Below are 15,371 nucleotides of genomic sequence, written 5' to 3' on the forward strand. Positions count from 1 at the left end.
TATCAATATGAAATGATCCCAGGTGGAGGAACTGATGCAGGTTCTATGCATATTTCTGTAAATGGTGTACCTTCTCTTGCGATTGGTGTTGCAACTCGCTATATACATTCGCATGCAGGAATACTGCATAGAGACGACTATGAAAACACGGTAAAACTGATTGTAGAAGTGATAAAAAAATTAGATCGTGATGCTGTAAACAAAATCACCTTCGGTTAAATACTAGCGTTTAAAGGATTCTAAGCATAATTTCCTTTAAACGTTTTTATTATTTTAATTAATGTATATAAATTCACTTGACTTTATAATTATTCAAACATATAATTATTATTACATAAATATACGGAAAAAGGAGTTTTTATAAATGAAATTAATAGAATGGGCGAATTTAAAAGTAGTAGATAGTTTGAAGGGGAAAGACTTATTGACGCTGTTAGATTACTCAAAGGAAGAGGTAAACGACTTAATACAGTTGGCTGTTGCGTTGAAGACGTTGACAAAGGTTGGAAAATGTCCTCCTTTACTAGAAGGGAAAACGTTAGGTATGATTTTTGAAAAACATTCTACGCGTACAAGAATCTCCTTTGAAGTAGGTATGAAGCAATTAGGTGGTAATGGTATGTTCATGAATGCACGTGATTTACAAATCGGTCGCGGTGAATCTGTATACGATACAGCTCATGTATTGTCCGGTTATTTAGATGGAATCATGATCCGTGCCAACTCACATGAGATGGTTAAAGAGCTTGCCGAGCATGCTAGTATTCCTGTCATTAATGGATTAACAGACATTTTTCATCCATGCCAAGCACTTGCAGACATCTTAACGATTCATGAAGTAAAAGGGGACACTTTTGGACTGAAGCTTGCCTATATCGGTGATGGAAATAATGTCGCGCATTCATTAGTTATAGCTGCAGCCTATATGGGTATGCATATTTCTGTAGCAACTCCTGTTGGCTATGAAGCTGATGTGCAAATACTAGAAAAAGCTAAAACTATTGCCCTAAAAAACGGTGGTTCGTTATTCGTATCTAATGATCCTGTTGAAGCGGCTGTAAATGCAGATGTTGTTTATACAGATGTATGGACGTCGATGGGGCAAGAAGAGGAAGCAGCTAAAAGACTCACTGATTTTAAAGATTTCCAAATCAATGATAAGTTAGTCGCATATGCAAAACAAGATTATATGTTTTTACATTGCTTACCAGCTCATCGTGAAGAAGAGGTTGCAAGTTCTGTCATTGATGGTCCGAATTCGTATATTTTCCAACAAGCAGAAAATCGCTTGCATGCACAAAAAGCAGTACTTGCATCAGTTATGGCTTAAAGTAGTTTCACCAAATGGCCAAGACAGGGTTTGTTTTGTCATTTGACATGATAAATATTTCCGTGATGTCGTTTATCAAGATGGATAACTTCATCACTACATAGGAAGAGTGATTCGGGAGACGCTGAATCACTCTTTATTATTTGTCTAAAATTATCTATAGTTATTTTCAAAGCTATGTTGCATCTCCACAAGATGAAATCTCCAATACTCTTCTTTCCGGGCTTAAGTCAACGGAAATTTTAAGGCCGTCCATTTCTAAGTTAAACTACATAAAAGAAAATAATTGAAACGTTTTTCATGCTTGCTTTATCTAATGGTTATAAGAAGAAAGGAGGGGTCTATAAATTGTCCGATATAAAGAAAGTACAACGAGCTAAGAAGGGGAATCATAAGGCATTTCAAGAACTGATTGATATAGAAAAAGTGAAGCTTTACAAAATGGCCTATATGTACATGAAGAACGAAGAGGATGCGTTGGAGGTTTTTCAGGAAACCGTTTATAAGTCTTTTATTTCTATAAAAAACTTGAAGGACGAACGTTACTTTGCCACTTGGCTGACTCGTATTCTTATTAATACAGCCTTAGATCTAATAAAAAAGAAGAGCCGAGTAATTCCTATGGATAGAGAGACTTTAGAGAGTAAAGTAAATCCTTATATAACACCTGAAAAAGATCCAGATTTACTTCAAGCGGTTATGAAGCTAGAAGAAAAATATAAAACCGTACTTATCTTACGGTTTTATAGAGATTATACCATTAAGCAAATAGCGGATTTTTTAGAATACCCGGAAGGTACAGTGAAGACTAATATACATCGAGGAATTAATCAATTACGAGAAAAGCTGAAGGAGGAATGTGTAAATGAGTAAACAATGGCCAGATCTAAAAAAAGAAATGGACAAAATATCAGTTCCAATGGATAAGCTCGATTCCATCATTTCTAGTACGCTTAAACCTAATAAAAAGAAAAAACCTTTTAAGAAAATGACATTCTATTTTGTTAGTGCAGCAATTTTAATTATTGGAATTTTTATAAGTACAGCTAGTGTCTCTCCTGCTATGGCAAAGATTGCTGCACAAGTTCCAATTATAGGTACATTTTTTAATGACGTGCAGGATGAAGGGTTAAAAATAGCAGGGCAAAAAGGATTAACACAGGTTGTAGATCAATCGTCAAAAGATAACGGTATTACCTTAACGATGAATGAAATCTTTTATGATGGAACCAGACTAACCTTTGGATACACCCAAGAATCGTTATTCGCCATTGGTGAACTAGAAAGACCGAATATTAAAGTGAACGGAAAAGAAATTAACTTTAGTTCTAGCTCTTCAGGAGATTTTATTACGCCACAGAAGTACAAGGGAATGATCGATATAAATCCAACAGAAGAACTGCCAGAAGAATTTGAGATCAGTATTATAATCGACGCAATTGGTATTGTTGCAGGAAAGTGGGAATTTAACTTTCCAGTGGAACAATCAAATGAAGTAACAGTGATTAGACCGGAGAAAGTAATAATGATAGATAAGGCAGAAGTCAAAATATCATCGCTGAAACTTGGTCCTGCTGGTACTGATCTTGCTGTTCAAGTAATCGCGAGGGAAGAAGAGTCGAAGGTAGATCCATTTGATTTGAACTTTTTTGTAGTAGATGAACATAACAATGTGTTAGATGCAGTTAGCGGTAGTGGTCATGGGGATACAGAAGATGGAATGATAAAAGCTACACTTGATTTTCTTTTTAATCCTCTGAAAGAAGGAGTAAAAAAAGTGAGCGTTATTCCTTATACATTTTCAGAACCACTTGGTGGATCTGAAATGGTGAAGGTGGATGTAAATCAACAAGAATTTCCTTTTACGTTGAGTCAAGGTGATTTCGGAGATATTATTATTAAAGATATTCAGTATAAAAAAGATCAAATAATTGTCTACTTTGACGTACAAAGTGATGAAATTTATGATAACAGACTATCTAGAAATCCAATAGCGCTTGAGGATGCAAGTGGACATAATTTAATGCTAGAGGACGCTCCTTTTGCAGAAAAAATAGAAGGCAACAGCTTTAAACAAGTATTTAAAATGAGTGAGAAAAAAGGTCTGCAGCTAGTTACATTTGAGTATCCAAAACCAATAACATACGAAGCATTTGAAATAGAATTACCTCAATAGTAAACAAAAAAAGGTGAAAAATAAAACTGCCTTACTGTCATTTATGACTAGTAAAGCAGTTTTATTTTTATATAAAGCCACTGAGCATTTATTAAGTAAACATTATTAAGAATTTTTCTAAGTTATACTTGAGACTGAGTGTTATCTGAGATAATAACTTCCTTATTAACCTTTTCTATCACTGGACGTTTAGACCAGTAAGTTGCTAAAATCGGTCCAGAAATATTATGCCATACAGCTCCTAATGCACTTGGTAAGGCTGCAAGTGGCCCTAAATGTGCAGTTGCAAGTGCAACACCTAAACCAGAATTTTGCATCCCAACTTCAATAGAGATAGCGCGGCGGTCTTGCACGGATAAACCCATGAATTTTGCCGCATAATACCCTAACAATAAACCTGCTCCATTATGCAAGAATACTCCTAAAAACACTAACAAACCAGCAGAAGCAATATTATTTACATTGCCAGCTACAACGGCAGAAACAATCGTTATAATTGCTAATACAGAAATTAACGGTACCACGTTTAAACTTTTCTCTACAACAGTAGGGAACAATTTTTTCACTAATAATCCAAGTACGATTGGAATAATAATTACTTGCATGATTGACGTAAACATAGCAATTGCATTTACAGGCATCCATTGTCCAGCAAATAAAAGCAATAATGCTGGTGTTAATAGAGGAGCTAGCAGAGTAGAGAATGATGTCATCGTTATAGACAGCGGAACATTCCCTTTAGCTAAATAAACCATCACATTGGAAGCAGTTCCTCCAGGAACAGAACCAAGTAATACAAGGCCGGCTGCTAATTCGGCAGGCAAATTTAATATATAAGCAATGGTAAAAGCTGTAATGGGCATGATGACAAATTGTGCAATGACACCGAAGATTACAGGTTTAGGGTTTGTTAAGATTAATTTGAAATCGACAGCCTTCAATGTAAGACCCATACCAAACATAACAATACCTAGTAAAATCGTAATATACTCACCAAATGGTAAAAACGTTTCCGGAATAAAAAATGCTACTACTGCAACGATAATAACGAGAAAAGCAAAATACTTACCTGCAAAATTACTAATTGATTCTAACAATTTCATGTTATACACCTGGACTTTCTATTTTTACGATTTTTTGTGGATTTAAAATATTGTTAGGATCAAGTGCAATTTTAATTTTTTCCATCACTTGTAAGGCAGCACCGTGTTCCAAAGTTTGGTATTTTTGTTTACCAATTCCAACCCCATGTTCACCTGTACAAGTTCCGTTGCGATCCAGCGCATAATGCACTATTTTTTCATTGAAAGAATCTGCTTTCTCTACTTCTTCCGCATCATTCATATCAATCATTATAATCGCATGGAAATTACCATCTCCGACATGTCCAGTAAGTCCACCAATAAGACCATTAGAGTTTAACTCATTTCGTGCATATACCACTGCATCAGCTAGCTCGGATATAGGAACACAAACATCTGTCACCATCATTTTTTTCCCAACATTGCTATGAATATAAGCATAGGCTAAATTATGTCTTGCATCCCAAAGCTTCGTGCGTGCTGTGTTATCCGTTTCAAACTGAATTTCCTCACAGCCTTGGTCTTCCATTATTTCTTTTGTAAACTCGACATCCTGTTTTAAACCTGCTTCATTGCCATCAAACTCTAAAAATAAGGTCGGTCTTTCAGCGTAATTCGTTTCGCTAAAGCGATTTACTTGGCGGATGGATTCTTCATCGACCAATTCCACACGAGCAATTGGAATTCCAGCTTGTAAAATAGAAGTAACGGCTTCTACCGCGCTTTGAACAGAAGGGAAAACTGCCCGAGCTGCTGTAGTAAATTCAGGTATGCCATATACTCTTAATGTCAGTTCTGTAAAACACCCAAGTGTCCCTTCAGAACCAACAAATAATCCATTTAAATGATATCCAGACGCCGATTTTGCCGCTAGGCTTCCCGTGTGGATAATAGTCCCATCTGCGAGGACAACTTCTAAATCACGAACCTGATCACGCATCACGCCATATTTAACAGTTGTTGTCCCACTTGCATTAGTGGCAGCCATTCCGCCGAGTGTTGCATCTGCGCCTGGATCTACGGAGAAGAATAATCCATACTTTTTAAGCTCTTTATTTAATTGAGTACGTGTTACACCAGGTTGCACTTTTACAAGTAGGTCATTTTCTCGGACCTGTAATATTTTATCCATTAACGAAAAATCTATCGTAATCCCGTTATCATTCGGAATTATATGACCTTCTAAACTGGTGCCACGTCCAAAAGGGATAACTGGGATCTGAAAATTATTAGCTAGTTTCATAATTTCACTAACCTCATTCGTGCTTTTAGGAAATACAACTATATCTGGAATACCTCCTTGATGATACGACTCATCTTTACTATGTAATTCTCTCACGGTTAGATTGACCGAAACCTGTTCATCGTCTAAAAACTTCTTTAATTCCAATAAAATACTTTCGCTGGATTTCCTCACTCTATTCGCCTCTTTAGTATAATAATATATTTATTAGAATATTTGGAACGATTCCAATAAAACAATTATAAGCAGTAATAATAAAAAGGTAAACTATATTATTGTATTTTCTGGTTATAAAAGTATTTTGATATATTGCATATTTGCATGGGAGACCCATTTGATAACGTTGTAAGCGGTTAACAGTTTTCGGGATATATTTTTATTAAATTCAAAATTCCGTGAAGATTTTAGTCTCCACGGAATTTCTTTCATTTTGCAAATGCAGTTTCTAATTCACTTAATACGGATTGTTTGTTTGATTCGTCTGTCATGTTCCACCATTTCTCGAAAAACACACCGAGCCCAGGTAGTAAATGTTCCTCGCCTTTTTGAATAGCATCTTCTACTACACCTCGAATATCTGTTGCCGTATGACCTTTCATATTAGCGGCTATCGCTTCTCTAATTTGAAAATCCATTTTCATCACTCCTTGTAATTATCTTCTCCAAACTCTCGCAAGCTATACATGTTTTTGTTACACTTATATAAAAAAGGCGGTTACATATATATGAAACGAATTGAATCACCACAAAATGCTTTAGTAAAGCATTGGAAAAAATTATTAAGTGTCAGAAAAGAACGTGATAAAACAGGCGAGTTCATTATGGAAGGTTATCATTTGGTAGAAGAAGCGATAAAACAAAAAGAAAATGTACTGACCATTATGATCAGTGACACAGCGAAAGTTCCGGAAAATTGGGATATAGAAAATATAGAAGTTGTAGAAATTAATGATGTGATAAAAAAAGAGCTAGCAGAAACAGAGCATACGCAAGGTATATTTGCGCACTGCAAACAACAAACTGTGGGTGAAGAAGCGCAAGTTCACTGGAATCGTCTATTATTAATAGATGCTGTGCAGGATCCAGGAAATATCGGTACAATGATTCGAACTGCAGATGCGGCTGGAATTGACGCTGTTATTCTTGGAAAAGGCTCAGCGGATGCTTATAATTCGAAAACGTTGCGTTCGGCACAAGGATCTCACTTTCATTTGCCAGTCATTAAAGGAGATCTCTCTTATTGGGTGGAGAAGTTGAAAGAACGAAACGTCACCGTATATGGTACAGCTTTTGAAAATTCTACCCCTTTTAATGAGGTTAAAAAAGAAGAATCATTTGCGTTAATCGTAGGTAATGAAGGAAGCGGTATTAATAAGGAACTTCTCGGACAAACTGACCAAAATATTATCGTTCCGTTATTGGGACAAGCAGAATCATTAAACGTCGCAGTAGCAACAGGAATTCTGTTATATGGACTTACTTTAAAATAAATCAGACTTGAACAAAAATACAAAAGTCCGTATAATGGACATAATATGATATATAAAAGCTGTAATCGGGAAAAGTATATATGTTCATTCGAAATAGAGGGATTTTACACCTTGACTGAAAGTGTAAATGGAGAATGCATATAGAAGTTCACCCCGCTAGCTGCCACCGGGACCAGCAATTGCTGTAAAGGTGTGCCGGTGTAGAGCCGTTAGTCGAATTGAGTGATTGCACTTATTCTTGTGCAGTAATCAGGGTGGTACCGCGAAATTAGTCCTCGTCCCTTTTATAGGGGCGGGGTTTTTTGTTGTTTAATTTCAATCAGCCAAAACAGGTGAATTTGAATGAAAAGGAGATTATAAAAACATGGAAGCACAACTTCAACAGTTAAAAGAAGAAGCGTTACAAAAAATTACAGCTTCAGTAAATGTCAAAGAATTAAACGATGTGCGTGTTGCCTATTTAGGGAAAAAAGGACCGATTACGGATTTACTAAAAGGAATGGGTAACCTTCCTGCAGAAGAACGTCCGAAAATGGGTGCACTAGTAAATGTCGTGCGTGAAGAGGTAACGACAGTTTTAGAAGCTCGTATGACATTACTTCAAGAACAAGCTATAAATGAACAGCTAGAAAAAGAATCAATTGATGTAACATTACCAGGCCGCCCTGTGAAAACAGGAAATCATCATCCACTTACTCGAGTAGTAGAGGAAATTGAAGATCTATTTATCGGTATGGGGTATGAAATTGCAGAAGGCCCTGAAGTAGAGAAAGACTATTATAATTTCGAAGCGTTGAATTTACCAAAAGGTCATCCAGCTCGTGATATGCAGGATTCGTTCTATATTTCAGAGGATATTCTACTGCGTACACATACGTCTCCAGTTCAAGCGCGTACGATGGAAGCAAAAGAAGGTCAACCGATTAAAATTATTTGTCCTGGTAAAGTGTATCGTCGTGATAATGATGATGCCACACATTCACATCAGTTTACACAAATTGAGGGACTTGTAATTGGTGAAAATATTCGTATGAGTGATCTAAAAGGTACGCTTTCTGTATTTGCGAAGAAGATGTTCGGTGACGAGCGTGAAATTCGTCTACGCCCAAGCTTTTTCCCATTCACAGAGCCTTCTGTAGAAATGGATATTTCTTGCTTTAAATGTGGTGGAGATGGCTGTAATGTTTGTAAAAAAACAGGCTGGATTGAAATTTTAGGTGCTGGTATGGTTCATCCAAACGTGTTAGAGATGGCTGGTTATGATTCTAAAAAGCTTTCTGGATTTGCATTTGGTATGGGTCCAGAACGTATTGCAATGTTGAAATATGGAGTGGAAGATATTCGTCATTTCTATACAAATGATGTGCGTTTCTTATCGCAATTCCACCGAACAGAAGTGTGAGGAGGAATTTGACATGTTAGTATCGACGAAATGGTTAGCAGAATATGTAAATACACAAGGTTTAGATCCAAAAGATTTAGGTGAAAAAATCACACGTGCAGGTATTGAAGTAGATGCAGTGATTGATCGTTCTCATGGAATGACAAATGTTGTCGTTGGATATGTAAAAGAAAAAGTGAAGCATCCAGAAGCTGATAAACTGAATATTTGTCAGGTAGATGTAGGGGATGAAACTACACAAATTATTTGTGGAGCACCTAATGTAGAAGCAGGTCAAAAAGTAATCGTTGCTCGTCCAGGAGCAGTACTTCCGGGCGGTATGAAGATTAAAAAAGCGAAGCTTCGCGGGGAAGAATCGAACGGTATGATTTGTTCTCTTCAAGAATTAGGAATTGAAGGTCGCCTTGTTTCTAAAGCTTACGCCGATGGGATTTATGTTCTTCCGGAAACAGCAGTTCCTGGAGAGAGTGTTCTTCCATTACTAGGGTTGGATGATGTTGTTTTAGAGCTTGGATTAACACCAAACCGTTCTGATGCATTAAGTATGCTTGGAGTTGCGTATGAAGTTGGTGCAATTTTATCCGAAGATATGAAGTATCCAGAAGCGACTTATACTGAAAGTAATGAAAAAGCCTCAGATTATTTGAGCTTAAAAATAGATGCAATCGAAGAAAATCCGATGTATATTGCTAAAGTTGTGAAAAATATTCAAGTAAAAGAATCACCACTTTGGTTACAGCATCGTCTAATGGCTGCTGGAGTTCGTCCGCATAATAATGTTGTAGATATTACGAACTATGTACTTATGGAATATGGTCAACCACTTCATGCATTTGACTATGACCGTCTTGAAACAAAGGAAATTGTTGTTCGTCTTGCAAATGAAGGGGAGAAAATTGTAACCCTTGATGATCAAGAACGCACATTGAAATCGAATCACCTAGTTATTACAAATGGCAACGGGCCAGTTGCAATTGCTGGAGTTATGGGTGGAGCTAATTCGGAAGTTCATGATGGCACGACAACTGTTGTTATCGAGTCAGCATACTTTGCGGGTGGATCTGTTCGTCAAACATCGAAAGATCATAACCTACGCAGTGACGCAAGTGCTCGCTTTGAAAAAGGTGTCGACCCAAATCGCGTTATTCTTGCAGCTGAGCGTGCAGCAAGTCTTCTTGCAGAACTTGCAGGAGGAGAAGTGCTAGCAGGTTCTGTAATTGTTGATGAGTTAGACAAGACTCCTGCTGAAGTCGTTGTATCTCCAGATTTTATCAATAATCGTTTAGGGATGAAGATTTCTTTAGAAGATATGACATCTATTTTAACTAGACTAAAATTTGATTACCAAGCTGCAAATGGTCTTTTGTATATTAAAGCACCGACTCGTCGCCAAGATATTAAGATCGAAGAAGATATAATCGAAGAAATTGCTCGTATGTATGGCTATGATGAAATTCCAATGACATTGCCAGTGGAAGAATCAAAACCAGGTGGTCTAACATCCTATCAAGCAAAACGTCGTCAAGTACGTGCTTTCTTAGAAGGTGCAGGTCTTTACCAAGCAATTACGTATTCATTGACTTCAAAAGAAATGTCTCAGAAATTTGCATTAGAAACTGCTCCTGTTACGGAATTATTAATGCCGATGAGCGAAGATCGCAGTATCCTTCGCCAAAGCTTAATACCACATTTACTGGAGGCAGTAACATATAACACAGCTCGACAAGCAGATACGGTAGCTCTTTATGAAGTAGGATCTGTTTTCTTAGGTGAAACAGAATCAGGATTGCCACATGAGCAAGAGCATTTAGCAGCAGTAATATCTGGTAAATGGTTAGATCATAGCTGGCAAGGTGAGAAAAAAGCAGTCGATTTCTTCGTATTAAAAGGAATTGTAGAAGGATTAATGGAGCTTCTTGGGCTTTCAAAAGAAATTACTTTTGAACGTACTGTTGTAGACGGCTTACATCCTGGACGTACGGCTTCGATCCAATTAGCTGGAGAGGAAATCGGGCTTATCGCTCAATTACATCCATCTGAGCAAAAAGATCGTGATTTGAAAGAGACATATGTAATGGAATTGAACTTAGCGCAAGTATTAAACAAAGAAGTAGAAGCATTGTACTATGCTCCAGTTTCTAAATTCCCTTCCATTTCTCGTGATATTGCATTAGTTGTAGACAGTGAAAAAGCGACTGGCGAACTTCAAGCAATTATCCAACTTTCAGGTGGAAGATTACTGAAAAATGTACATTTGTTCGATTTATACGAAGGAGAAAAAATGGAACAAGGTAAAAAGTCGGTTGCATTCTCTCTAACATACTTCGATCCAGAGCGTACACTTACGGACGAAGAAGTTGTAAACGCGCATAATAAAGTATTAAAAGCACTAGCTGAGCAAGCAGGAGCAGAGTTAAGGGGATAATGAATAAATCTAGAGCAGTGCCAAATATGGTGCTGCTCTTTTCTTATAATTTGGTTTTTAATCAAACTGAGATAAATGTGTCCAGTTACATTATAGTTGGTAACCCATCCAATCTTACTTTTAGGTTTTTACATTATAGTTAGTAACTCAATGTTACGGTTTTAACTTTAAAATCCGAAGTAATTATATTGATTATTTCGGAAATCGAATATTCAACTAAACATGTTATAACAAGTAGGGGGTGGACAGTTTAGTTCACGGGATCATTGTCCCATGCACCCGTACGTCCTACCCTGGCTACTGATATATTAAATCCTATAAAAATAAGGTCAACCAGTAAAAACTGGTTAACCTTATAATACGAACGCACCCGTTAGCGGAAGAACAGAGATTATTTTATTCTGCCTCAGCTCCATTTGAATACAGTTCTTAATCTACCTGTATCCATTCTTTAAAATCACTTCTTTTTGGGTATATTTCGAAATATTGATTGTTATCTTCTAATAATTTTATACCCTTTTAGTTAACGAGCAGGATGTAAATAAAAACTATCATCCACTCTCAGTGCTCTTTCTACAAATCGTTTGGGCTAGGGGGGTAAGTATATCCCTTCAAACAATTATTTTATTCCCTAAATAAAATTGTTCCTTTCTAATTTCTTGAATTAATTAACTATATTCTTATTTACCTATTCGACGAAAAGCAAATATTACAATCAGTAAAACTGCTAGATAGATTAAGTTTGTATAAATATCCTCTTTTGTGAATTCACCAGTTGATTCTTCTTTACCATTTGCCTCATTATTCATCATTGGTCTGTCACCTGCACCGCCTGGCATTTGTAGATTATCCATTTGTTTAGTCAAATATGCTTTTTTCTCTTCTAATGTCATAGAGTCAAAATTAAATGGTAGTGCAATAGGGGAATTGTTAGATTGGATTCTCTCTAAAAATTGCTCAAATTCCTCATCTGTCATAGAAAGGATGTCAAAACCACCTTGCATTTCTTCATTCATTTGTGGGACATTGCCGTTTTGGAACGGCTCTCCATTGGCATCTTCCTCATCTGATTCACCACCCATTGGGGGCATCATAGACGATGTCTGGTCTGATTCGACCACAAGTTCACCAGAAAGTTGTGCCAGGATAGACTCACTACGCTGTTTTGCGAATTCAGATAAGCTATTTTCACCGCTAACCCCTCCTAAGAATTCTTCTGTTGTATAAAACTTTGACGGATCCTCTTCAATATAAGGTGTTAACAAATCTCCTAGCTTCATTGTAATCGATGTAACATTTTCTTCTGTTAAGATTTCTGTTGAGATTTGTTCCAGATATTTTTCATACTGTGAAAGTATGGTTTCATCACTTAATAACACATTTAATAATGGACGATCGGTTAATGTAGTCCCTGAAACTGGCTCATAAATACTAAAATTAATTGCATCATCAGACAGTAGCTCTCCTGAATCCATCATACCACCATTTTGCCGGTCTCCTCCTTGGGGCATAGGAACTTTTTCTCTCTCTAAGAATTGACTATTATCTTGTTTCTTTCCTTCGTTAATCTGTGGATTTTCTGCTGTTTGTGCCGAATCCTGCGTAGCATCCTTATCATTCACCGAGACATCAGATGTATCTGCATTAGGAGACATAGGAGCCAGACTACCTCCACCCATACCTATACCAAATCCTCCAAAGGCCATATTATAATCCCAAGGCAAAATTGAAAATACACCATTTTCATCTTCATATAAATAATAGTTATGTTTCATCTGACCTTGATAACTATCGAGACTTACTAATGCTGTATTCATAGCAAAATAACGAATCATTTCATCTGTATTTAGATATTCTTCATATCCTTCTCCATCATTAATTGCTTTAATCATGGAAATCAAGTTAGACTTCTCGGTACTGTTCTCATTCATTTTTACTTCGATTCCTTCATAGTCGTCTAAAGAATCGCTAATATATATTAAATCACTCCCTGTACCATCAGGTTTGTATAAATAGCCTTCCGTAGTTTTATAATTTTGAGCAACAAATGTCTCATTAATTGCTTCGACACCAAGCATTAGTCCGTAATATTCACCGTTTATCATAACTTTCATAAAAGAATGAGCCGGTGTTTCAATTCCAATTTGCTCCATTAATTCATACGATACATATTCTTTCATTTGCGTAGAATCACTCATATTATTATTTAGATTTAATTTTGTTAATCCATAGAATGATTGATTTGAATCAGTAATTGAAATCGATTTTCAAACTATAGCGCTCAGAATCACTTTGAGCAACGGATGTTAATGAAGAGTTTCCTTTCGTACGAATAGCAACCCTCTCAACCGTTTCACCATTTATAGTAACTGCTGCTTCTTTGTACTCTTCATCTAATGGATTAGCAAGGATATCAGCAAAATCTTCCTCATCAATTGTTACTTCAATAGTAGTCACCGCATCTTCGTTAAATAGTTTTCCTTCGTAAGAATAAACTGAATTGTCTTCATCTAATTCAAGTACCTGAATAATATAAACAGAACCTATAACTAATAAAATTGCACTTACTATCGGCAATATAAACCAATTTTTTTTAACCTGTATGACGTCTTCCCCCTAGCGTTTTACCATATAATATAAAATTAATATGTCAAGAAAACGTCAAGGTAGAAAATAGTTTAGTCTTCTTCTTACAGATAGGAACATTTCGATGGCAAAAAAATGATATGCAAAATGAAAAGCCCTGCAATTAGCAGGGCATTTCATTTTGGAGTAATTTGTGTGTTACTAATCCACCAATCTACATGATCCAAATTGAAGACGATCATATTTGCCATCGGTTTTAAATGCGGAATTTCTTTTTTTGTGATCAAATCAACAATTTCCTCTTCCGTAAGTGGATACCCTACTGTATCTAAATATAATGATAGTTTTTTTACTCCATAGGCTCTCCTCAATTAATCACCTTCCACCAAAATCTCTTCCTATAGTTGAAGAAAGCTTAGTAAAAGGTACTAATTTAAGGACTATATATATTTAATACCCATTTTTCGAGATAATATTCATGCATTAATTTTTTGCTTTCGAAATGATAAAATTATTCCAAATAGAACTCCGATGAAGGACATCCCTGAAAGGATAAAGTAAAATATTTGACCACCAAACTCTTTGTAGAGGAAACCACCTGCATAGGAGGCGATAATACTAGATAATCCGAAGAATAGTAATGCTAGAACAGTTTGTCCCGTAGCTCGCCATTCCTTTGGCATTATGTTATACAAATACTGAATAGCAGCGGTGTAAAAAATGGGGAATGTTAGCATTTGTAATACTTGTAAGATAGTTAGAGTAACAGGACTTGTTACATAGCCTGATATAAAAAAACGTAAAAAGTAAAAAAAAGTAGCAATCGTAATAATCTCCAACTCTTTACCTTTTCGAAGCCACCAAAAACTTAGAGCAAAAATAATGATTTCACTTGTAGCGGCCAAGAAAAAGGCAATTCCCACTAGGGATGTATCTCCACCTAAAGCTTTAATATGAATGCCTAAAAAAGTATCGTTCATACGAGCAGGTACAGAGCTTATAAAAACTAATGCTAAAAATAGCAGCATTTCTTTGTTTCGCAATACTGTTTTTAACCCGTCCATCGTTATAGGTTTTGCTGAGGCTTGTACATCAGGCATGAACCAAACAATTCCGAACGAAAGAATTCCCAATATAACAAATAAAATGGATAGACTGCTCACCCCAAAATAATCCATCGCAAATCCAGCAACTAATGCCACAACTGCATATCCAAGTGCTCCGTATGTTCGAATGGAACCATAGCTAATTCGAGCCATTTCCGAAACAGTAAAATTCAAGCTCTCTGTTAATGGATCAAGTGGCATGAGGAAAAAATACACGAGCAAGGCAAAAGTAATGAGTAACACAAAGCTATCGAAGTTAAATAAAAAATAACCGGAAACTGCAGTCAAACAAACAAGTAATAGCATAACTTTACGAATTGTTTTTGTTTTATCACTGATGAACCCCCATAAAGGCTGTGCGATTAAAGTGACAAACCCTCCGGTCCCAATGATTATTCCGATTTCACTAGTGGATAGTCCTTGTTCCCCTAAATACACAGGTAAAAAAGGAATAAAGAGTGCGAGTAAACCAAAAAACAAAAAATTATATCCTTTTAATAAAACATGAGTCTTCAATTAAAATTCTCCTTA

At 36.3% G+C, this 15,371-nt stretch carries 13 protein-coding genes, 1 pseudogene and 1 other annotated feature; of the genes and pseudogenes, 7 read left to right on the forward strand and 7 right to left on the reverse strand.

What is annotated here, in order from left to right:
• The 4 genes and pseudogenes from LDK52_RS14355 to LDK52_RS14370 form a co-directional block, all read left to right on the forward strand.
• Positions 1-219: pseudogene (locus LDK52_RS14355) on the forward strand (peptidase M28); the annotation flags it as partial.
• 145 nt (positions 220-364) lie between these two features.
• Positions 365-1,330 carry an ornithine carbamoyltransferase gene (gene argF, locus LDK52_RS14360; protein WP_277586648.1) on the forward strand — a complete coding sequence of 322 codons (966 nt, stop codon included), beginning with the start codon at positions 365-367 and terminating at the stop codon, positions 1,328-1,330.
• A 348-nt stretch (positions 1,331-1,678) separates the two neighbouring features.
• Positions 1,679-2,203 carry a sigma-70 family RNA polymerase sigma factor gene (locus tag LDK52_RS14365; RefSeq protein ID WP_277586649.1) on the forward strand — a complete coding sequence of 175 codons (525 nt, stop codon included), beginning with the start codon at positions 1,679-1,681 and terminating at the stop codon, positions 2,201-2,203.
• A complete protein-coding gene (locus LDK52_RS14370; protein WP_277586650.1) occupies positions 2,196-3,506 on the forward strand; it encodes a DUF4179 domain-containing protein in 1,311 nt (436 codons plus the stop codon). Before LDK52_RS14365 ends, LDK52_RS14370 begins: the two co-directional genes overlap by 8 nt.
• A gap of 122 nt (positions 3,507-3,628) precedes the next feature.
• On the opposite strand, the gene LDK52_RS14375 is transcribed toward LDK52_RS14370, so the two are convergent.
• From LDK52_RS14375 to sspI, 3 genes are all read right to left on the reverse strand, one after another.
• On the reverse strand, positions 3,629-4,609 hold the full coding sequence (locus LDK52_RS14375; protein ID WP_277586651.1) for a bile acid:sodium symporter family protein: 981 nt from the start codon (positions 4,607-4,609) through the stop codon (positions 3,629-3,631).
• A 1-nt stretch (position 4,610) separates the two neighbouring features.
• Entirely contained in the window at positions 4,611-6,005 is a 1,395-nt protein-coding gene (locus LDK52_RS14380) for an FAD-binding oxidoreductase (RefSeq protein ID WP_277586652.1), read from the reverse strand.
• Between the two features lie 251 nt (positions 6,006-6,256).
• Positions 6,257-6,466 carry a small acid-soluble spore protein SspI gene (sspI, locus tag LDK52_RS14385; protein ID WP_277586653.1) on the reverse strand — a complete coding sequence of 70 codons (210 nt, stop codon included), beginning with the start codon at positions 6,464-6,466 and terminating at the stop codon, positions 6,257-6,259.
• A 90-nt stretch (positions 6,467-6,556) separates the two neighbouring features.
• Between sspI and LDK52_RS14390 the strand changes: the two genes are divergently transcribed.
• The 3 genes from LDK52_RS14390 (at position 6,557) to pheT (ending at position 11,148) form a co-directional block, all read left to right on the forward strand.
• On the forward strand, positions 6,557-7,321 hold the full coding sequence (locus LDK52_RS14390; protein WP_277586654.1) for a TrmH family RNA methyltransferase: 765 nt from the start codon (positions 6,557-6,559) through the stop codon (positions 7,319-7,321).
• Between the two features lie 52 nt (positions 7,322-7,373).
• Positions 7,374-7,607: a binding site (T-box leader), on the forward strand.
• A gap of 78 nt (positions 7,608-7,685) precedes the next feature.
• Entirely contained in the window at positions 7,686-8,723 is a 1,038-nt protein-coding gene (gene pheS / locus LDK52_RS14395; RefSeq protein WP_277586655.1) for a phenylalanine--tRNA ligase subunit alpha, read from the forward strand.
• A gap of 13 nt (positions 8,724-8,736) precedes the next feature.
• Positions 8,737-11,148 (forward strand): phenylalanine--tRNA ligase subunit beta, encoded by a 2,412-nt coding sequence (pheT, locus tag LDK52_RS14400; RefSeq protein ID WP_277586656.1) that lies wholly within the window; start codon positions 8,737-8,739, stop codon positions 11,146-11,148.
• 680 nt (positions 11,149-11,828) lie between these two features.
• Here the strand turns inward: pheT and LDK52_RS14405 are convergent.
• The 4 genes from LDK52_RS14405 to LDK52_RS14420 all read right to left on the reverse strand — a co-directional run bounded on the left by LDK52_RS14405 (position 11,829) and on the right by LDK52_RS14420 (position 15,356).
• Positions 11,829-13,346 (reverse strand): CotH kinase family protein, encoded by a 1,518-nt coding sequence (locus LDK52_RS14405; RefSeq protein WP_277586657.1) that lies wholly within the window; start codon positions 13,344-13,346, stop codon positions 11,829-11,831.
• A 49-nt stretch (positions 13,347-13,395) separates the two neighbouring features.
• Positions 13,396-13,725: a hypothetical protein gene (locus tag LDK52_RS14410; protein ID WP_277586658.1), complete on the reverse strand. Its 330-nt coding sequence runs from the start codon at positions 13,723-13,725 to the stop codon at positions 13,396-13,398.
• 185 nt (positions 13,726-13,910) lie between these two features.
• A complete protein-coding gene (locus LDK52_RS14415; protein ID WP_277586659.1) occupies positions 13,911-14,105 on the reverse strand; it encodes a hypothetical protein in 195 nt (64 codons plus the stop codon).
• 105 nt (positions 14,106-14,210) lie between these two features.
• The gene (locus LDK52_RS14420) at positions 14,211-15,356 is read right to left on the reverse strand and encodes an MFS transporter (protein WP_277586660.1); all 1,146 of its coding nucleotides are present in this window, start codon (positions 15,354-15,356) and stop codon (positions 14,211-14,213) included.
• Positions 15,357-15,371 lie beyond the last annotated feature (15 nt).

This window comes from Psychrobacillus antarcticus (assembly GCF_029533155.1).
GTDB lineage: Bacteria > Bacillota > Bacilli > Bacillales_A > Planococcaceae > Psychrobacillus > Psychrobacillus antarcticus.

Bases quoted from the DNA above. Each gene is read 5' to 3' on its own strand.
- sspI (WP_277586653.1), bottom strand. From the start codon at position 6,466: ATGGATTTTCAAATTAGAGAAGCGATAGCCGCTAATATGAAAGGTCAT.
- argF (WP_277586648.1), top strand. From the start codon at position 365: ATGAAATTAATAGAATGGGCGAATTTAAAAGTAGTAGATAGTTTGAAG.
- LDK52_RS14375 (WP_277586651.1), bottom strand. From the start codon at position 4,609: ATGAAATTGTTAGAATCAATTAGTAATTTTGCAGGTAAGTATTTTGCT.
- pheT (WP_277586656.1), top strand. From the start codon at position 8,737: ATGTTAGTATCGACGAAATGGTTAGCAGAATATGTAAATACACAAGGT.
- LDK52_RS14370 (WP_277586650.1), top strand. From the start codon at position 2,196: ATGAGTAAACAATGGCCAGATCTAAAAAAAGAAATGGACAAAATATCA.
- LDK52_RS14405 (WP_277586657.1), bottom strand. From the start codon at position 13,346: ATGAGTGATTCTACGCAAATGAAAGAATATGTATCGTATGAATTAATG.
- LDK52_RS14390 (WP_277586654.1), top strand. From the start codon at position 6,557: ATGAAACGAATTGAATCACCACAAAATGCTTTAGTAAAGCATTGGAAA.
- pheS (WP_277586655.1), top strand. From the start codon at position 7,686: ATGGAAGCACAACTTCAACAGTTAAAAGAAGAAGCGTTACAAAAAATT.